Origin of the sequence: Nocardioides zeicaulis (assembly GCF_042432345.1) — a bacterium.
GTDB classification, from domain to species: domain Bacteria; phylum Actinomycetota; class Actinomycetes; order Propionibacteriales; family Nocardioidaceae; genus Nocardioides; species Nocardioides zeicaulis.
This window is the reverse complement of the sequence record NZ_JBHLXH010000001.1, coordinates 1659974-1677717: the sequence shown is the minus strand read 5'-3', so window position 1 is coordinate 1677717 and position 17744 is coordinate 1659974. Positions and strand designations below refer to the sequence as shown.

Annotated in this window: 18 protein-coding genes; 12 read left to right on the top strand and 6 right to left on the bottom strand. The window is 72.7% G+C overall.

Translation table 11 applies throughout. From position 1 onward, the window contains the following. From ACFFJG_RS08210 to ACFFJG_RS08200, 3 genes are all read right to left on the bottom strand, one after another. On the bottom strand, positions 1-1120 hold a 1120-nt coding region (locus ACFFJG_RS08210), incomplete at its 3' end, for a M28 family metallopeptidase (protein ID WP_378518113.1). A gap of 97 nt (positions 1121-1217) precedes the next feature. Beyond that, complete coding sequence (locus tag ACFFJG_RS08205; protein WP_378518112.1) at positions 1218-3227, bottom strand: M4 family metallopeptidase; 2010 nt, start codon at positions 3225-3227, stop codon at positions 1218-1220. Positions 3228-3436: 209 nt separating this feature from the next. Further along, a complete protein-coding gene (locus tag ACFFJG_RS08200) occupies positions 3437-4147 on the bottom strand; it encodes an SGNH/GDSL hydrolase family protein (RefSeq protein ID WP_378518111.1) in 711 nt (236 codons plus the stop codon). 120 nt (positions 4148-4267) lie between these two features. Here ACFFJG_RS08200 and ACFFJG_RS08195 point away from each other — a divergent pair, with 120 nt between their 5' ends. The 7 genes from ACFFJG_RS08195 (at position 4268) to ACFFJG_RS08165 (ending at position 10505) form a co-directional block, all read left to right on the top strand. Continuing rightward, positions 4268-5053: a GNAT family N-acetyltransferase gene (locus tag ACFFJG_RS08195; RefSeq protein ID WP_378518110.1), complete on the top strand. Its 786-nt coding sequence runs from the start codon at positions 4268-4270 to the stop codon at positions 5051-5053. Positions 5054-5532: 479 nt separating this feature from the next. After that, positions 5533-7395 (top strand): molecular chaperone DnaK, encoded by a 1863-nt coding sequence (dnaK, locus tag ACFFJG_RS08190; RefSeq protein WP_378518109.1) that lies wholly within the window; start codon positions 5533-5535, stop codon positions 7393-7395. Next, entirely contained in the window at positions 7392-8024 is a 633-nt protein-coding gene (gene grpE, locus ACFFJG_RS08185; protein WP_378518108.1) for a nucleotide exchange factor GrpE, read from the top strand. Before dnaK ends, grpE begins: the two co-directional genes overlap by 4 nt. A 39-nt stretch (positions 8025-8063) precedes the next feature. Next, the gene (gene dnaJ / locus ACFFJG_RS08180; protein ID WP_378518107.1) at positions 8064-9248 is read left to right on the top strand and encodes a molecular chaperone DnaJ; all 1185 of its coding nucleotides are present in this window, start codon (positions 8064-8066) and stop codon (positions 9246-9248) included. Positions 9249-9253: 5 nt separating this feature from the next. After that, positions 9254-9676 (top strand): heat shock protein transcriptional repressor HspR, encoded by a 423-nt coding sequence (locus tag ACFFJG_RS08175; RefSeq protein WP_378518106.1) that lies wholly within the window; start codon positions 9254-9256, stop codon positions 9674-9676. Next, the gene (locus ACFFJG_RS08170; protein WP_378518105.1) at positions 9676-10143 is read left to right on the top strand and encodes an SRPBCC domain-containing protein; all 468 of its coding nucleotides are present in this window, start codon (positions 9676-9678) and stop codon (positions 10141-10143) included. The genes ACFFJG_RS08175 and ACFFJG_RS08170 overlap by 1 nt, the downstream gene beginning before the upstream one ends. Before the next feature lie 80 nt (positions 10144-10223). After that, positions 10224-10505, top strand: a complete 282-nt coding sequence (locus tag ACFFJG_RS08165; RefSeq protein WP_378518104.1) for a hypothetical protein — start codon at positions 10224-10226, stop codon at positions 10503-10505. Between the two features lie 11 nt (positions 10506-10516). Here the strand turns inward: ACFFJG_RS08165 and ACFFJG_RS08160 are convergent, their stop codons facing one another. The 3 genes from ACFFJG_RS08160 to ACFFJG_RS08150 form a co-directional block, all read right to left on the bottom strand. Then, positions 10517-11296: a lysophospholipid acyltransferase family protein gene (locus tag ACFFJG_RS08160; RefSeq protein WP_378518103.1), complete on the bottom strand. Its 780-nt coding sequence runs from the start codon at positions 11294-11296 to the stop codon at positions 10517-10519. Positions 11297-11532: 236 nt separating this feature from the next. Further along, positions 11533-12378, bottom strand: coding sequence for an aldo/keto reductase (locus tag ACFFJG_RS08155; protein ID WP_378518102.1), 846 nt, complete (start codon positions 12376-12378; stop codon positions 11533-11535). Between the two features lie 84 nt (positions 12379-12462). After that, positions 12463-13248: a pentapeptide repeat-containing protein gene (locus tag ACFFJG_RS08150; RefSeq protein ID WP_378518101.1), complete on the bottom strand. Its 786-nt coding sequence runs from the start codon at positions 13246-13248 to the stop codon at positions 12463-12465. A 266-nt stretch (positions 13249-13514) separates the two neighbouring features. Here ACFFJG_RS08150 and ACFFJG_RS08145 point away from each other — a divergent pair, with 266 nt between their 5' ends. The 5 genes from ACFFJG_RS08145 to ACFFJG_RS08125 all read left to right on the top strand — a co-directional run bounded on the left by ACFFJG_RS08145 (position 13515) and on the right by ACFFJG_RS08125 (position 17717). After that, positions 13515-15011: a cobyric acid synthase gene (locus ACFFJG_RS08145; RefSeq protein WP_378518100.1), complete on the top strand. Its 1497-nt coding sequence runs from the start codon at positions 13515-13517 to the stop codon at positions 15009-15011. Then, positions 15008-15742 carry a cobalt-precorrin-6A reductase gene (locus tag ACFFJG_RS08140; protein WP_378518099.1) on the top strand — a complete coding sequence of 245 codons (735 nt, stop codon included), beginning with the start codon at positions 15008-15010 and terminating at the stop codon, positions 15740-15742. Before ACFFJG_RS08145 ends, ACFFJG_RS08140 begins: the two co-directional genes overlap by 4 nt. Positions 15743-15746: 4 nt before the next feature. Beyond that, positions 15747-16253 carry a YflT domain-containing protein gene (locus tag ACFFJG_RS08135; protein ID WP_378518098.1) on the top strand — a complete coding sequence of 169 codons (507 nt, stop codon included), beginning with the start codon at positions 15747-15749 and terminating at the stop codon, positions 16251-16253. Positions 16254-16326: 73 nt separating this feature from the next. After that, on the top strand, positions 16327-17304 hold the full coding sequence (locus tag ACFFJG_RS08130; RefSeq protein ID WP_378518097.1) for an RNA polymerase subunit sigma-70: 978 nt from the start codon (positions 16327-16329) through the stop codon (positions 17302-17304). After that, entirely contained in the window at positions 17301-17717 is a 417-nt protein-coding gene (locus ACFFJG_RS08125) for a DUF6069 family protein (RefSeq protein ID WP_378518096.1), read from the top strand. The genes ACFFJG_RS08130 and ACFFJG_RS08125 overlap by 4 nt, the downstream gene beginning before the upstream one ends. Positions 17718-17744 lie beyond the last annotated feature (27 nt).

Below are 17744 nucleotides of genomic sequence, written 5' to 3'. Positions count from 1 at the left end.
TGGAGGAGCCGTTGCCGCCGAGCCACGCCTTCCACGAGCCGGTGCGGGCCGGACGACCGGTGTTGCTGGTGATCGGGCCGGAGGTGCCGGTCCACACGGTCGCGCCGGACTCGAAGCCCGGGTTGCCGAGGAGGTTGCTGCCGGCCGGCGGGGTGGTCGGCGGCACGGAGGTGCCGTAGTCCTTGTCGGCGAAGAGCCAGACCATGTAGCCGATCATGTCGAGGTTGCGGTCGAGCGCGGTGGTGTTGATGTTGCTCATCGTGTCGCAGGAGCGGTGGTAGCAGGCGTCGAACGCCTTGCCGGCGGTGCCGCCCCACTTCGAGGCCTGCGCGGAGGTCTTGATGTCCTCGCCGCCGGAGTACATGCCGGTGGTGGGGATGCCGTAGCTGCGGAACGACGCGTGGTCGGAGCGGCCCTGCACGTCGATGTACTCCCAGGGGATGCCCTTGGAGGTGTAGTAGGCCGTCATCGTGTCGCGGGCGCCGTTGCCGGCGGCGTTGTCGTCGTAGACGAAGTAGCCCGGGTTGGGCGAGCCGACCATGTCGTAGTTCATGTAGAGGTCGATGCGGTCCTTGTCGGCCGTCGGCAGGTTGCGCATGTAGTAGTTCGACCCGAGCAGGCCCTGCTCCTCCGCGCCCCACCAGGCGAACCGCAGGTGGTTGCGCGGGGTGTTGCCGCTCGAGGCCCAGGCCAGGGCGGCCTCGAGCACCGACGCCGAGCCGGTGCCGTTGTCGTTGATGCCGGGCCCGGCCGAGACGCTGTCCAGGTGGGCGCCGGTCATGACGACGTGCTCGCTGTCGCCGCCGGGCCAGTCGGCGACGAGGTTGTAGGACGTGCCGGAGGACGTCGAGAACGTCTGCACCTGGGTCGTGTAGCCGGCGGCGTCGAGCTTGGCCTTCACGTAGTCGAGCGAGGCCTTGTAGCCGGGTCGGCCGGTGGCGCGGTTGCCGCCGTTGGCGGTGGCGATGTCCTGCAGCTTCTGCAGGTGGGCGGTGACGTTGGTGACGCTCAGGTCGGGGGCCGGTGCGGCGGTCGCCGGGCTGGTCGAGCCGGCGAGGGCCGAGGCCACGACGGCGCCCGCGGCGATGGCCGACAGGGCGGTCGTACGGAGGTTGCGCATGGAGGGATCTCCCGTGGGTCGGTGGGTCCGGGCAGGGCAGGGACGGGAACGGGGCGGGCCAGCAGTGCTGGCCCGCCCCGTCAGAGGCGATGCGACGTCAGGAGACGTTCAGCGCGGTGTCGTCGACCACGAAGCTGGTCTGGAGCGAGGAGTCCTCGGTCGCGGTGAAGCGGATCGTGACCGTCTTGCCCTTGTAGGCCAGCAGCGAGCTGCTGTACTGCGTGTAGGTCGCGTTGGTGCCGACGTTGCTGAAGGTCTTCAGCGTCGTCACGGTGCTGCCGTCGACGACCTGGACCTTCATCGTGTCGTACGCCGTCGAGCCGCTCTCGGAGGTGTCGGTGCGGATGTAGTACGACAGCGACGCGGCGGTGGCCGACGCCGGGATGGAGACCGACTGGTTGATGGTCTCGGTGCCGGCGGTGCCGTTGCCACCGAGCCAGAGCTTCCACGAGCCGGTGCGGGCCGGGCGGCCGGTGTTGTTGGTGATCGGGCCGGAGGTGCCGGTCCACACGGTCGCGCCCGACTCGAAGCCCGGGTTGCCCAGGATGTTGCCGCCGGTGGGGGGCGGGGTGGTGGGCGGGGTGGTGGTGCCACCGCAGGTCGGGTCAGCCGACTGGGCGGGCACGTTCACGGCGTTCCACGCGGCCTTGGTGGAGTTGAACAGGGCGCAGGTGGAGTCGAGGTTCTTCGCCGCGGTCAGCGTCCAGGTGCGGTACTTGAGGTAGCTCGCGGACGAGGTCTTCATCAGCATCGCGTTGTACATGATCTTCATGGCGTTCTGGACGCCGACGCCGCTCACGGACTGGCCGTTGCACTTGGAGGTGCCGCCGTTGGCGAGCAGGTACCACCAGTGGTCGCCGGGACCGGCAGCCGCGTGGACCTCGGCGTTCGGGATCGAGCTGGAGTAGCACGACGGGTCGCCCACGTTGCCCGGGTTGGACATGTCGCGGATCGGGCCGGAGCCGACGAGGTTGATCTCCTCGCCGATCGTGTAGTCGGCCGGGTCGGCGGGGTTGCCTGCGTAGAACTCGGTGGCCGTGCCGAAGGTGTCCGCGACGAACTCCTGGGTGCCGTTGCTCGAGATGCCGCCGGGGGTCTTGTCGTCGATGCCGTGGCCGAACTCGTGGGCCACGACGTCGATGGCGCCGATCCACTCGTTGGTGCCCTGGCGGTGGCCGATCTGGACCTGCGTGCCGTCGTAGTAGGCGTTGACGTCGTTGAGGCCGACCCGGATCGGGACCCAGCCGCCCGACCCGTTCATGCCGTTGCGACCGAGCCAGCTGGAGAGCATGAGGCGCTCCTGCTCGGCGGCGTAGAACGCGTCGACGCAGCCGGTCTCCTTGTTGGTCGCGACGCCGTTGCCCCAGGCGTTGTCGGTGCCGGTGAACGTGGTGTTGTTCGCCGCGTCCTGGCACTTGAGCGTGGTGGCGTTGGAGTTGGTCATCGAGTACGACGTGCCGGAGCCGGACGTCGGGATCGTGACGTTGCCCTCCCAGGCGCCGGTGCCGGTGCCGTGCGCGATCTGCTCGCGCGACTCCAGGACCTGGCCGGTGTTGGCGTCGACCCAGGCGCGCTGCCAGGAGGCCTCGCCGTCGTGGGTGCCCCGGACCTCGACCTCGTAGGCCAGCTTGGTGCCGTCCTCGCGGTGCCAGATGACCAGCTCCGGGGTGGACACCGTGGCGCCCTGGTCGGCCAGGGCGGTGGCGGCGTCGGAGGCGGCGGCCGCGGTGATGCCGGGCGTGGTGCTCGCGATCTCGACCGGGGCGTCCTGGGCCACCGAGGTGCCGACGACCTGGCCGTCGGAGTTGGCCAGGACGACGAAGTCGCCACCGACCACGCGCAGGCCCTCGTGGGTCCGCTCGTAGGCCATGGAGTAGATGCCGTTGTCGCCGGTGTAGGTGGCGGCGCGGGTGAAGGCGTCCTGGGAGGAGCGCTCGAGGGCGGTGCCGTGGCCCTTGACCCAGGCGCTGGCCGCCTGCTGGGCCTCGAGGCGGGGGTTGCCCGCCGCGGGGGCGGCATCGGCCGGGGTGGCGGTCGGTGCCAGGAACGACGCAGCGACCGCAGTCGATGCGAGACCGGCCAGGAGGGCCAGACGGGGATTCTTCACTGGGGTGTCCAATCGAGAGTTCGGGCCCGGCGGGCCCGAGGATGGATTGGGTCATGCAGACCAGTGCACAAGTTCGCAATCGGGGGGATCGGCGTCAATGGACCGCGAACTGCAGGTTCTCGCATCGCGAGAACCTGCATGCGCAGCAGGGAACCCTGCGCGGTCGTCCGCTATTCGGGCAGTCGACGGAAATCTGTCGCGCTGAGAGGTCAGCGGGGAAGAACCGCGGGTCGCGCCGGGGAATTGGCAGCGATTCGATCGGCCACGACGTCGCCGAACTCGGCGTGCCCGCCCTCGGTGAGGTGCAGCTCGTCGTCGAGGTAGTCGAGCGCGAGGTCACTGGTCTGGACGTACGGCACGCCGTACTCGGCGCTGAGCTCGGCCAGGAGCGCGTCGACGCGCGGCACCGCGGCGGCCCGCGACGGGGCGCTCGCCGGGCCGACCACGACGACCCTCTCGCCGGCGAGGTCGGCCATGAGGTCGCGGAAGCCGTCGTCGATCGCCGCGGCGGGCTGGTCGTAGTCGTTGAGCCCGCCCTCGACCACGACGAGCGCGGGGCGCACGCCGAGCGCGGTCGGGGCCCGGTCGGCGAACGAGACGGTGCCGCAGCCGCTGGCGCGGGCGCTGAAGCCGGAGCCGGAGAAGCCGGCGACGTGCACCTCGCCGTCGAGGCGGCTCGGCCACGACCGAGCGAGGTCGTCCTGCCCGAGGCCCACCGACCACGAGTCGCCGATGACCAGGACGCGTCCGCCCTCGCCGGTCACGATCGCGCTGCGCTCGCGCGCGTCGGCGCGGTGGTCGCGGCACCGGGTCTGGCCCGCGTCGGCGGAGTCGGCGACGTAGAAGGCCATGGCGGCGCCGAGGACGACGGCGATCGCCGAGGCGCCGAGGGCCCGGCGCACGTTCTGGCTGTGGAGCACGGGACAAGTGTGCGGTGCCGTACACCTCTGCGACACCGGAACACCCCTGAGATTTCCCCGACATCGGGCAGGCCGGAAACCCGAAGGCGTCCGGAGCCCTCCCGCCCTACGCTGCCGGGCATGAGCATCGACCTCCTGGCCGCCTACGACGACCAGCTCCGGCGCGAGGGCGAGGTCGGCAACGCCGACGCCCTCGTCGAGCACGGGCCCCTGCTGTGGGCGGTCTTCCACCACGGCGGCTTCGTGACCTACCGCGACCTGGGCGGCGCCGAGGGCGCGGCCCTCGACACGCTGGTCGAGGAGACCGTCGCGCACTACCGCGACGAGACGGCCGTCGAGTCGTTCGAGTGGAAGACGCGCGGCCACGACCTGCCTGCCGACCTCGGTCAGCGGCTCGAGGCGCACGGCCTGGTGCCGGAGCCGCGCGAGACCGTGATGGTCGGCGAGGCCGCGCTGCTCGCGCTCGACGTGCCGCTGGACCCCGGGGTCGTGGTGCGCCGCATCGACCCCGGCCCGGACGCCGAGGCCGACGTCACCCGGATGCTGGAGGCGCAGGAGTCGGTCTTCGGCACCGGCCGCGGCCCCTCCGTCGCCTCGTCGCTGGCCGAGCTCGAGGCCGGCACGTCGGAGTTCTGGATCGCCGAGGCCGACGGCCGGGTGGTGTGCGGCGGCCGCCTCACGCCCGTCGAGGGCACCGACTTCGCCGGCATCTGGGGCGGCGCGACGCTCCCGGACTACCGCGGCCGCGGCATCTACCGCGCCCTCCTCGCCGCCCGTGCCCGCTCAGCCGTCGCCCGCGGCATCCACCTGATCCACTCCGACAGCACCGACATGTCGCGCCCGATCCTCGAGCGCTCCGGCCTCGTCGCGGTCACCACCACCACGCCGTACGTCTGGACCCGCTGACCCCCTGCCCCGCTGCGCGCCCCGTCGTCGGGCGAGGGTGGCGGGATACGACATGGTCGGGGCCGCTTGGGATGTCGTACGCCGCTAGGGTCGGCGGTCCCTGGGTGAGGGTGGCGGCATCCGACGTGGTTGCGGCTGCTGCGGATGTCGTACGCCGCCAGGGTGGCGGTCCGCTGGTGAGGATGGCGGCATCCGACATGGTTCAGGCTGCTGCGGATGTCGTACGCCGCCAGGGTCGGGTCCGGCACGTCGTATCCCGCCAGGGTCGGCACGACAGCGGGCAAAAATCATCGCGCCGATCGGGAACATCCGGCCGCGCCCTGCGTTGTACCGGGTGATGAGAGTTGAGTCCGGTCGACTCAACTGTTTTGCCAGTCCGAGCGACACTCGTCAGGATGGGTCTCATCGGCGGGTCCGCAGGGCCCGTTCCCCAGACATCGACCCCGGAACCACCGGGGCGCAGCAGGAGGTAGACACACATGGCACGTGCGGTCGGCATCGACCTCGGCACGACGAACTCCGTCGTCGCCGTCCTGGAGGGTGGCGAGCCCACCGTCATCGCGAACGCCGAGGGCGCGCGGACGACCCCGTCCGTGGTCGCCTTCACCAAGTCCGGCGAGGTCCTCGTCGGCGAGGTCGCCAAGCGTCAGGCGGTCACCAACGTCGACCGCACCATCCGGTCGGTCAAGCGCCACATGGGTGAGTCGTGGAAGGTCGACATCGACGACAAGTCCTTCACCCCGCAGCAGATCAGCGCCTTCGTGCTGCAGAAGCTCAAGCGCGACGCCGAGGCCTACCTCGGCGAGACGGTCACCGACGCGGTCATCACCGTGCCGGCGTACTTCTCCGACGCGCAGCGCCAGGCCACCAAGGAGGCCGGCGAGATCGCGGGCCTCAACGTGAGCCGCATCGTCAACGAGCCCACCGCGGCCGCTCTGGCCTACGGCCTCGACAAGGGCGAGGACCAGACCATCCTCGTCTTCGACCTCGGTGGCGGCACCTTCGACGTGTCCCTGCTCGAGATCGGCGAGGGCGTCGTCGAGGTCAAGGCGACCTCGGGTGACAACAACCTCGGTGGCGACGACTGGGACAACCGCGTCGTCGAGTGGATGGTCAAGAAGTTCAAGGACAACAACGGCGTCGACCTCGGTGCCGACAAGATCGCCAAGCAGCGCCTCCAGGAGGCCGCGGAGAAGGCGAAGATCGAGCTGTCCTCGAGCTCCGAGACCACGATCCACCTGCCCTACATCACCCACGGCGAGGGCGGCCCGCTCCACTTCGAGGAGAAGCTCACCCGTAGCGAGTTCCAGAAGCTGACGGCCGACCTGCTCGACCGCACCAAGGCGCCGTTCCAGTCGGTGCTCAAGGACGGCGGCGTCGCGGTCTCCAACATCGACCACGTGGTCCTCGTCGGCGGCTCGACCCGCATGCCGGCCGTGACCGAGCTGGTCAAGGAGCTGCTCGGCGGCAAGGAGCCCAACAAGGGCGTCAACCCCGACGAGGTCGTCGCGGTGGGCGCGGCGCTGCAGGCCGGTGTCCTCAAGGGCGAGGTCAAGGACGTGCTGCTCCTCGACGTCACCCCGCTGTCGCTGGGCATCGAGACCAAGGGCGGCGTGATGACCACGCTGATCGAGCGCAACACCACCATCCCGACCAAGCGCTCGGAGATCTTCACCACCGCCGACGACAACCAGCCGTCGGTGGAGATCAAGGTCGCCCAGGGCGAGCGCCAGATGTGGAGCCAGAACCAGCCGCTCGGCAACTTCGAGCTGACCGGCCTCCCGCCGGCCCCGCGCGGCGTGCCGAAGATCGAGGTCACCTTCGACATCGACGCCAACGGCATCGTCCACGTCTCCGCCAAGGACCAGGCGTCCGGCCGCGAGCAGTCGATGACCATCTCTGGTGGGTCGGCGCTCGGCAAGGACGAGATCGACCGCATGGTCAAGGAGGCCGAGCAGTACGCCGAGGAGGACGCCAAGCGTCGCCAGGCCGTCGAGGCCCGCAACCAGGGTGACCAGCTCGTCTACACGACCGAGAAGTTCCTCACCGACAACGGCGACAAGCTGCCCGACGACGTGAAGTCCGAGGTCCAGGCCGACGTCGACGCGCTCAAGGAGACGCTGGCCAAGGAGGACGCCACCTCCGAGGACATCACGGCCGGCGTCACCAAGCTCAACGAGTCCAGCCAGAAGATGGGCGCCGCGATGTACGCCGCCGCCGAGGCCGACCAGGCCGCCGCGGGTGGTGCCACCGGCGCCACGGGCGAGGCCGACGACGACGTCGTCGACGCCGAGATCGTCGACGAGACCGACGAGACCGGCTCGGAGGGTGGGTCCAAGTGACCGAGCGCCCCGACGAGTCCGTCGCGGGCACCGAGCAGCACGACCCGACGGAGGGGGAGCCGGCAGCGGCTCCCTCTCCGGAGGGCTTCGGTGACGCGGCCGGCGAGATGTCCGACGAGACCGAGGTCGAGACGCAGGTGGAGGGCGACGCCGTCGCCGGCTCCGACCCCGGCACGGCCGAGGAGCAGGACGAGCTGTTCGCCCTGCGCGGCAAGGTCGCCGGCCTGACCGACGACCTGCAGCGCCTCCAGGCCGAGTACGCCAACTATCGCAAGCGGGTCGACCGCGACCGCCAGCTGGTGGCCGAGACCGCCGCCTACAAGGCGCTCACGCCCGTCATCGAGGTGCTCGACACCATCGACCGGGCCAAGGAGCACGGCGAGCTCGAGGGCGGTCTCAAGACCGTCGCCGACCAGCTCGAGCGGGTGGTCGCGACGTCCGGCCTGGTCCGCTTCGGCGAGCCGGGCGATGCCTTCGACCCCACGCTCCACGAGGCGCTGAGCCACCTCGGCACCGACGCCGAGGTGCAGGTCACCACGGTCAAGCACGTCGCCAAGGGCGGCTACCGCATGGGGGATCGCGTCGTGCGCGCCGCCCAGGTGCTGGTGGTCGACCCGGCCGACGCCTGACCCGCACCACGACAACACCGACGGAGAGGAGGTTCCCCCGTGGCCGACGACAACGGCTTCCGCAACGACTGGGCGACCAAGGACTTCTACCAGGTCCTCGGCGTGCAGAAGGGCGCGAGCGCGGCCGACATCAAGAAGGCCTACCGCAAGCTGGCCCGGGAGAACCACCCCGACTCCAACCCCGGCGACTCGGCCAAGCACGAGAAGTTCAAGGCCGTCGCCGAGGCCTACGACGTCCTCGGTGACGAGGGCAAGCGTGGGAAGTACGACGAGTTCCGCTCGCTCCAGGCCCGGGGCGGGTTCAACCCCGGCATGGGCGGTGGCTCCGGCGGCGGGTTCGGCGGGGGAGGCTTCAACCTCGACGACCTGCTCCGCGAGCGGGCCGGCGGCGGTGCCGGCGGCGGAGGCTTCGGCGACATGTTCGGCGACCTCTTCGGCGGCGGCGGGCGCACCCGCACGCAGTCGCGGGCACGCCGGGGCGCCGACGTCGAGAGCACGGCGACCATCGGGTTCACCGAGGCCCTCGACGGCGTCACGGTGTCGCTGCGGCTGACCTCCGACGCGCCCTGCCCGACCTGCCAGGGCACGGGCGGCAAGCCCGGCACGAAGCCGCACATCTGCCCGCAGTGCGAGGGCGCCGGCTTCGTGGTCTCCGGTAGCGGTGGCGCGTTCGCGATCAACGAGACGTGCCCGCGCTGCGCCGGCCGCCAGCTGGTCTACGACGAGGCGTGCCCCACCTGCCACGGCAGCGGCCGCGGCACCTCTGCGCGCACGATCCAGGCGCGGATCCCGGCGGGGGTCAAGGACGGCGCCCGGATCCGGCTGAAGGGCAAGGGCGGCGCCGGTGAGAACGGCGGACCCGCGGGCGACCTGTTCGTCACCGTCAAGGTCACCCCCCACCGCGTCTTCGGTCGCTCCGGCGACAACCTCACCCTCGACGTGCCGATCTCCTTCGACGAGGCGGCCCTCGGCGGCGAGGTGAAGATCCCGACGCTCGGCGGCGCCCCGGTCACCCTCAAGCTGCCCCCCGGCACGCCCAACGGGCGCACCTTCCGGGTGCGCGGCAAGGGTGCCACCAAGCGCGACGGCAGCAAGGGCGACCTGCTCGCCACCGTCGAGGTGCAGGTGCCCGCCCACCTCGACGCCACGGCGCGCGAGGCCGTCGAGTCCTATCGTGCTGCCATGGCCGGCAAGCCCCTGCGCAGCGGGCTCTTCGAGGCGTGAGCGCGATGAGCACCCCTCCGTTCGCCCGCGAGCCCAACCCCGACGCCGCCGTCTACGTGATCAGCGTGGCCGCCGAGCTCACCGGCCTGCACCCGCAGACGCTGCGCGCGTACGAGCGGATGGGGCTCATCGCGCCGGGCCGCACCGGCGGCGGCGGTCGTCGTTACTCCCACCGCGACCTCGAGCGGCTGCGCGAGATCGCCGACCTCACCAGCTCCGGCATCGGCATCGAGGGCGTGCGCCGGATCATGGCGCTCGAGCACCAGGTCGACGCGCTGCGGGCGCGCAACGACGAGCTCGTCGCCGAGGTCGACGCGCTGCGCCGGGTGCTGGCCGCCCGGTCCGCGCCCGGCCAGGTCGTCAACAAGCTCCCGGTGCTCCACCAGGCCGTCGGGCAGTCGATGGTCGTGTGGCGGCGGCCCCGCTGATGCCGCGCATCGACCGCGCCACCGCGGACGTCGCCGCCTCACCGGCCGACGTCTTCGCCGCGTTCGTCGACCCCGACGCGTTGGCGGCGTGGCTGCCGCCGTCGGGGATGACCGGTGAGCTGGCCGACGCCGACCTCCGCGCGGGCGGCGGCTTCACGATGACCCTCACCTACGACGTCCCGCCGGAGGGTGGCGGCAAGACCACGTCCGACAGCGACGTCACCCACGTCGTCATCGACGAGCTCGTGCCCGACGAACGCGTCGTGTGGGGCGTCGAGTTCGACTCCGACGACCCCGACCAGGCCGGACGCATGACGATGACCTGGACCTTCACCGCCCTCGACGGCGAACGCACCCGGGTCGCGGTCGACGCCACCGACGTTCCGGCCGGGATCGACGTCGACGCCCACCAGCAGGGTCTCGACGCGTCGCTGGCCCAGCTGGCCGGCTGGTTCGCCGGGTCCTGAGACCGCTCGGGCGGTCGACGGCGCCACCCGGCGAGGACCGGTGTCGGTGCCGGCGCCTAGGGTCGGGGTGTGAGTGAGCGATGAGCAAGGAGAACGCCCTGCGCGCGATGCGCGAGGCCCGCTACGCCGAGGCCCAGAAGCGCGCCGGTGCGGCGCCCGCGCGGCGGGTGGCCCCGGTGGCGCCGCCGGCCGAGAGGTCGGCGCCCGCGCGGTCGACGTCTGCAACGGCGAGGACCGCGACCCCCGCGGCGACGACGCCCGACGTGGAGGCGTCCGAGGAGCTGTGCGGCCACCGCAACATCAGCGGGCGCACCTGCACCCGCGAGAAGGGCCACGCGGCGAAGAGCCACCGGTACTCCTGACCTGAGCCGGCTCAGGCGCTGAGCAGCTCCTCCGGCACGCCGGTCGGGTGCGGCGCCGGCTCGCCGCGCAGCTCGGCGACCTGCGCCACCAGGCGCGCCATCACCTCATCGGCGACCCGACGCACGGTCGCCTCGTCGACCGACCCGTCAGCCGGCCCGTCGGCGTCCAGCCCGGCGAGGCGGCGTACGTCGATGGGCTCGCCCACCGCGACGGTGACGCGGGGGCGCAGGACGGTGTTGCGCAGCAGCCGCGCGGCGATGCCGGTGCGGTCGACCACGCGCTCCGCGCCGACGAGCGCGACCGGGACGACCGGGGCGCCGGTGCGCAGGGCCAGGCGCACGGCACCCGTCTTCGAGCGCTCGGGCCAGCGCTGAGGGTCGCGGGTGATCCGGCCCTCGGGGAACAGCCCGACCGCCTCCCCGGCCGCGAGCGCGGTCGCGGCGGCGTCGAGCGAGCCGGCGGCGGCGCTGGTGCCGCGCTGCACGGGGATGAAGCCGAGGCGGCGCACGACCGGGCCGACGAGGCCGGAGCGGAAGACGCCGCCGGTGGCCATCAGCCGCAGGGAACGGCCGAGGCGCCGGCCGACGAGCGCGAGCAGGATGCCGTCGGCGAAGCTCGTGTGGTTGGCCACGACGATGAGCGGGCCGTCAGGCAGGTCGCGGTCGCGCACCGAGCGGCGGGTGAGCTCGAGGCGGCTGACGGCCGAGACGATCGTGCCGAGCAGGCCGGCGGCGACGGCGTACAGGAGCGCGGCGCGGAGACCGGGGCGCTGCCAGGTGCTGGTGTCCATGCGACGGAGTCTGGGGCACCCGGCGGCCGGTGCGCGTGCGTATCCGCACTCAAGTGGCACGAGGCGTGCCGCAACGGCTGGCGGAGGCCCCCGGGTGGCGTCGCGGGGCGTGTCACAACGGGCAGCGCGCGCTCGCGGGAGGCGTCACGGGGTGGGCCAGGACGGCCGGAGGGCCCGGCCCCTCGCGGGGACCGGGCCCTCCGTGGGTCCGTGCCGGCTGACGGGTGACGCGTCGGTCAGTCGGGGATGTAGTCGAACGTGTCGGGGTTCGGGCCGGTGCGGCCCTCCTCGCCCTTGTCGAGCCCGGAGATGCGGGCGACCTCGTCGTCGGTCAGCGAGAAGTCGAAGAGGTCGAAGTTGTCCTCGACGCGGCTGCGGGTCACCGACTTGGGGAAGACGATGTCGCCGCGCTCGATGTGCCAGCGCAGGGTGACCTGCGCCGTGGACTTGCCCTTGGCCTCGGCGATCTCGGAGATCACCGCGTCGTCGAGGACGCCGCCCTGCGCGATCGGCGACCACGCCTCGGTGGCGATGCCGTGCGCCTGGTTGGCCGCACGCGCCTCCTCGTTGGTGAAGTAGGGGTGCACCTCGATCTGGTTGATCACCGGCACCACGCCGGTCTCGTCGATGATCCGCTGGAGGTGGGCGGGCTGGAAGTTCGAGACGCCGACCGACGCCGCGCGGCCGTCCTCGACGAAGGAGGCCATGGTGCGCCAGGTGGAGACGAAGTCTCCGTCGTAGCGGGTGGGCAGCGGCCAGTGGATGAGGAAGAGGTCGATCTTGTCCAGGCCGAGGTCGGACAAGGTCTTGTCGAAGGCGCGCTCGGCGTCCTCCGGCTTGTGGAAGCCGTTGTTGAGCTTGGAGGTCACGTAGACCTCCTCGCGCGGGATCGAGGAGGCGCGCAGCGCCTCGCCGACCTCCTTCTCGTTGCCGTACATCTCGGCGGTGTCGATGTGGCGGTAGCCGACCTCGAGGGCCGTGGTCACCGCCTCGACGGTGTCGGCGGGGTCGATCTGGAACACGCCGAAACCGAGCTGCGGGATGGACGTGCCGTCATGGAGCTGGATGCTGGGAACGGTCATGCAGGGCACAGCGCGACACGCCGAGGGCGTTATTCCGAGGCATCCGGACGACCCGCCTGCAGGGGTGACCGACGCGTCGACGGCTCACCCGCGCCAGTGACGGGGGCGTACGAGGTGGTCGGGGAGGCGCGTGGCGGCGTCGCCGCGGGCGGCGTTGAGCTGCGGCTGGGTGAGGAACAGTGCGGTGGACAGGTCGGCCCCGCGCAGGTCGGCGTCGCGCAGGTCGGCGCCCAGCAGGTCGGCCAGCCGCAGGTCGGCGTCGCGGAGGTCGGCGGCGATGAGCAGCGCGCCGCGGAAGGACCATCCCCGCCGGTCGCCGCGCAGGTCGTGGCCCGCGAGGTCGGCGCGCGAGCGGTCCTGCGCGCCGTCGACGTCCGCGCGCAGTCGTGCGCTGGCCGCGCCGAGGAGCGCCCCGACCTGCGCGTGGAGCTGGTCGAGGTCGTGGGTGAGCAGCTCGACCGGCGTGGCCCCGGTGAGCTCGGCGACCTCGGTCGCCACACGTGCGGCCTCCGGATCGGGGGAGCGGCGGGCGACCTCGTCGAGGTGCACGAGGACCTCGTGCAGCTGGCGCATCACCGACAGCGTCGCGGCCATCTCACCGAGGTTGTCCTGCTCGCGCCACGAGACCCCGCCGTAGGTCACCTGCGAGACCTGCTGGCCGGCCCCGAGGCACTCGAAGGCCGTGCACCCCGGCCACCCGTCCTCACGCAGCGTGGCGTGGATCGAGCAGGAGTCGTCGACGGCGAGGTTGAGGCAGGGCGTGCCGCTCGGCTTGTCGACGCCGAACCCCGAGACGGCCGCGAACGGCATCAGCACGCAGCACAGGCCGAAGCAGCGCGAGCAGTCGGAGGTCAGCTCAGGAGCAGGCACCCGGCGATGCTGTCACGCGACGCCCTGCGGCGGCGTCGGGGTGCGGGTCAGCGGTACCAGCCGTACTGGATGGCCATCGTGTTGAGCACGATGAGGAGCACGAACACGGCTCCGACGATGCGGTTGTCCCCCAGCAGCTTCAGCATGCGTCCACCTTCCTCCCGTCCCCGAGGCGCGGCGCGGGGCTGGTGATCAAGGTTCCCACCGGATTCGAGCAAGGCTCCCCCCGTGCGGGTGGGAGCGTGCTCGTCCCTAGGCTGTCGTGGGTGAGCGCGCTGCTGGTGGCCGGGACCACGTCCGACGCCGGCAAGACCATCGTCACCACCGCCCTGTGCCGGGCCTACGCGCGCCGGGGGCTGCGGGTGGCGCCCTTCAAGGCGCAGAACATGTCGAACAACTCGATGGTGTGCGCGACCGCCGACGGCCGCGGCGCCGAGATCGGCCGCGCGCAGTGGATCCAGGCCGTCGCCGCGCGGGCCGAGCCCGAGGCTGCGATGAACCCGGTGCTGCTCAAGCCCGGCGGCGACCGCCGCAGCCACGTCGTGGTGATGGGGCAGCCGGGCGGGTCGATCGACTCGCGGGACTTCGTGGGCGGGCGCACCCACCTGCGCGACGCGGCGTACGCCGCCTTCGACGACCTCGCATCGCGCCACGAGCTGGTGGTGGTCGAGGGCGCCGGGAGCCCGGCGGAGATCAACCTGCGTGAGGGCGACTACGTCAACATGGGCCTGGCCCAGCACGGGCGGATCCCGACGGTCGTGGTCGGCGACATCGACCGGGGCGGGGTGTTCGCGTCGTTCTTCGGCACGGTGGCCCTGCTGTCGGCGGCCGACCAAGCGCTCGTCGCGGGCTTCGTGGTCAACAAGTTCCGCGGCGACCTCGACCTGCTGCGCCCCGGCCTCGACGAGCTCGAGGCGCTCACCGGACGGCGCGTGCACGGCGTGCTCCCGTGGCACCCCGACCTCTGGCTCGACTCCGAGGACGCCCTCGACCTGACCGGTCGCCGGGCCCGCGACGACGACGCCCGGCTGCGGGTCGCGGTGGTCAGGCTGCCGCGGATCTCCAACTTCACCGACGTCGACGCGCTCGGCATAGAGCCCGGCGTCGACGTCACCTTCGCCTCCGACGTCCGCGGCCTCGCCGGCGCCGACCTCGTCGTGCTCCCCGGCACCCGCGCGACGCTGTCCGACCTCGCGTGGCTGCGCGCGCGGGGGATGGACCGCGCGGTCCTCGACCACGCCGCCGCCGGGCAGCCGGTGCTCGGCATCTGCGGCGGCTTCCAGATGCTCGGCACCCGGATCACCGACCCCGACGGGGTCGAGGGCACGGCCGGGGCGGATGAGCCCGGCCTCGGGCTGCTCGACGTCACCACCACGTTCGGCGCCGACAAGGTCCTGCGGCTGCCGACCGGCTCCGCGCTCGGCGCGCCCGCCACCGGCTACGAGATCCACCACGGCCGGACCACCCGTCACTCCGGCGAGGAGTTCCTCGGCGGCGCCCGCGCGGGCGCGGTCCTCGGGACGATGTGGCACGGAAGCCTCGAGGGCGACGAGCTCCGGCGCGCCCTGCTCGCTGAGGTCGCGGCGGCGGCAGGGACGGCGTACGAGCCCGGCGACGTCAGCTTCGCCGCGATGCGCGAGCGGCGCCTCGACCTGCTCGGCGACCTCGCCGAGGAGCACCTCGACCTCGACGCGCTGCTCGACCTCGCCACCTCCGGCGCCCCGGCCGGGATGCCCGCGCTCGAGCCGGGGGCGTCGCGATGACGGTCCTGGTGCTCGGCGGCACCGGCGAGGCGCGCGAGCTCGCGCTCCTGCTCGACGGCGCCGGGGTCGAGGTCGTGTCGTCACTGGCGGGGCGGGTCGCGCGGCCCCGGCTGCCGGTCGGCGAGGTCCGGGTCGGCGGGTTCGGTGGCGTCGACGGACTGCGCGACTGGCTCCTGGCGCACGGCGTCACGGCCGTCGTCGACGCCACGCACCCCTTCGCCGAGGGCATCTCGGTCAACGCCGTCGCCGCCTGTGCCGCGGCCGACGTCCCGCTCCTGCGGCTGGCCCGGCCCGGCTGGGGCGAGTCGCCCGGGGCCGACGGCTGGCACTGGGTCGACGACCACGACGAGGCGGCGGCCCTGACCGCCCGGCTCGGGAGCCGGCCCTTCCTCACCGTCGGCCGCCAGCCGCTGGCCCACTTCACCGGTCCGCTCGCCGGCCACCGGGTGCTCGCCCGGGTGGTCGACCCGCCGGAGGTCGACGTGCCGGAGCCGTGGACGGTGCTGCTCGACCGCGGCCCCTACGACCTCGCCGGCGAGCTCGACCTGCTCGCCGGGCACGCCGCCGACGTGCTCGTCACCAAGGACTCGGGCGGCAGCCACACCTGGCCCAAGATGGAGGCGGCCGGGCAGCGCGGCCTGCCGGTGGTCGTCGTACGCCGTCCCGGGGCGCTCAGCGGCGTGGCCTCCGTCGCGACGGCCGCCGAGGCGCTGGAGTGGGTCGTATCGTGAAGGCATGTCGACCCGTGGCATCAACCCCGTCCAGCCGCTGAAGCTCCAGTTCCCGCAGTCGCTGGCCGTCTACGACGACTACGCCAAGGCGCAGAAGAGCGTCGACTTCCTCTCCGACGCCGAGTTCCCCGTCGACCAGCTGATGATCGTCGGCACCGACCTCAAGCGGATCGAGCGCATCACCGGCCGGCTGACGTGGTCGAAGGTCGCGATCGGCGGCATCGCCTCGGGCCTGTGGCTCGGCGTCTTCATCGGCCTGGTGTTCGTGCTCTTCACCAACGAGGGCGCGCTCGCGGTGCTGCTGAGCACCGCGTTCATTGGCGCGACCTTCGGCCTGGTCTGGGCGCTCATCGGCTACGGCCTCTCCCGCGGCCAGCGCGACTTCTCCTCCGTCACCCAGGTCGTCGCGACGCGCTACGAGGTGCTGGTCGAGAACAAGCACGCCGCCCGGGCCCGCGAGCTGCTCGCCGGGCTGCCGGGCGCGCTGCCGAACCCCTTCGAGCAGATCTGACGCAGCCCGTGCGATGAGTTCCCGGTCCGGTCGCGGTCACACCAGTGACGGCAACCGGACGAGAGGGACCACCATGACGACGACACCCGCGGAGGTCGACGTGACGGCAGCGAGCGAGGCGGACTTCAGTGCGCTCGCCGAGCCGCACCGGCGCGAGCTCCACGTGCACTGCTACCGGATGCTCGGCTCCTTCGAGGACGCCGAGGACGCCGTGCAGGAGACCTTCCTGCGCGCCTGGCGCAGCCGCGACACCTACGCCGGGCGCTCGACGTTCCGCGCCTGGCTCTACCGGATCGCGACCAACGCCTGCCTCGACCTGCTCGCCCGGCGGCGCCCCGCGCCCGCGGCCGGCGGCGAGGTGTCGTGGCTGCAGCCCTACCCTGACAGCCTGCTCGACGAGCTGCCCGGGGCCCCGGCCGACGAGCCGGAGAACAGGGTGCTCGCCCGCGAGACCATCGAGCTGGCCTACGTCGTCGCGGTGCAGCACCTCGCGCCCCGGGCGCGCGCCGCGCTGCTCCTGCGCGACGTGCTCGGCTGGCCGGCCAGAGAGGTCGCCGACCTGCTCGGCGACTCGGTGGCCTCGGTCAACAGCGCGCTCCAGCGCGCCCGGGCCGGGATGCGCGAGCACCTCCCGGCCGAGCGCCAGGAGTGGACCAGCACGGCCGACGACGGCGCGCGCGAGCTCGTACGACGCTTCGCCGACGCGAGCGTGCGGGCCGACATCGCCGAGGTCGCGTCGCTGCTCCGGGAGGACGTGCGGTACTCGATGCCGCCCTGGGAGGGCCTGCTCGTCGGGCGCGACCGGGTGGTCGCGGACTGGACGGGCCACGGCTTCGCGACGATGACGGGGCTGCGGGTGATCCCGACCTCGGTCAACCGGCAGCCGGCGCTGGCGGCCTACCAGTGGGAGGAGGCCGAGCAGGCGCACCTGCCGCTGACCATCGACGTGCTCCGCGTCAGCGGCGGGGCGGTCACCGAGGTGACGATCTTCGGGGCCGAGCAGTTCGCGCGGCTCGGGCTGCCCGCGCGGCTGGACGGGGACGAGCGATGAGCGCGGTGGTCGGGACCCGCTCCGGCGCACGCCTCGGACGGCTGGCCGGCGCCGGGCTCCTCGCCGCGGTCGGCACGGCGGTCGTGACCACGGCCGCGGCCGCCCTGCTGCACCTGGGCGGCGTGGACTTCGAGGTCGACGGCGGGGAGGTGCCGGTCGCCGGGATCGGCACGGTCACGTTCGTGGCCTCGTCGGTCGGGGTGCTCCTCGCGGTGGCGCTCCGGTGGTGGAGCGCCCGCCCGGCCGAGCACTTCGTGCGGGTGGCCTTCGTGCTGACCGCGCTCTCCCTGGTCCCGCCGGTCCTGTGGGGGCGCGGGGCCGGCACGGTCGTCGCGCTGGAGGCGCTGCACCTGCTCGCCGCCGTGGTGATGATCGGTGCGATGGCGCGGCTGCTGCGCCCGGAGACGCGCTGACACAACCCGTGCGCCCGGGCCGCCGGT

Bases quoted from the DNA above. Each gene is read 5' to 3' on its own strand.
- dnaK (WP_378518109.1), top strand. From the start codon at position 5,533: ATGGCACGTGCGGTCGGCATCGACCTCGGCACGACGAACTCCGTCGTC.
- ACFFJG_RS08160 (WP_378518103.1), bottom strand. From the start codon at position 11,296: ATGGACACCAGCACCTGGCAGCGCCCCGGTCTCCGCGCCGCGCTCCTG.
- ACFFJG_RS08175 (WP_378518106.1), top strand. From the start codon at position 9,254: ATGAGCACCCCTCCGTTCGCCCGCGAGCCCAACCCCGACGCCGCCGTC.
- ACFFJG_RS08170 (WP_378518105.1), top strand. From the start codon at position 9,676: ATGCCGCGCATCGACCGCGCCACCGCGGACGTCGCCGCCTCACCGGCC.
- ACFFJG_RS08165 (WP_378518104.1), top strand. From the start codon at position 10,224: ATGAGCAAGGAGAACGCCCTGCGCGCGATGCGCGAGGCCCGCTACGCC.
- ACFFJG_RS08125 (WP_378518096.1), top strand. From the start codon at position 17,301: ATGAGCGCGGTGGTCGGGACCCGCTCCGGCGCACGCCTCGGACGGCTG.
- ACFFJG_RS08155 (WP_378518102.1), bottom strand. From the start codon at position 12,378: ATGACCGTTCCCAGCATCCAGCTCCATGACGGCACGTCCATCCCGCAG.
- ACFFJG_RS08135 (WP_378518098.1), top strand. From the start codon at position 15,747: ATGTCGACCCGTGGCATCAACCCCGTCCAGCCGCTGAAGCTCCAGTTC.
- ACFFJG_RS08195 (WP_378518110.1), top strand. From the start codon at position 4,268: ATGAGCATCGACCTCCTGGCCGCCTACGACGACCAGCTCCGGCGCGAG.
- ACFFJG_RS08130 (WP_378518097.1), top strand. From the start codon at position 16,327: ATGACGACGACACCCGCGGAGGTCGACGTGACGGCAGCGAGCGAGGCG.
- ACFFJG_RS08140 (WP_378518099.1), top strand. From the start codon at position 15,008: ATGACGGTCCTGGTGCTCGGCGGCACCGGCGAGGCGCGCGAGCTCGCG.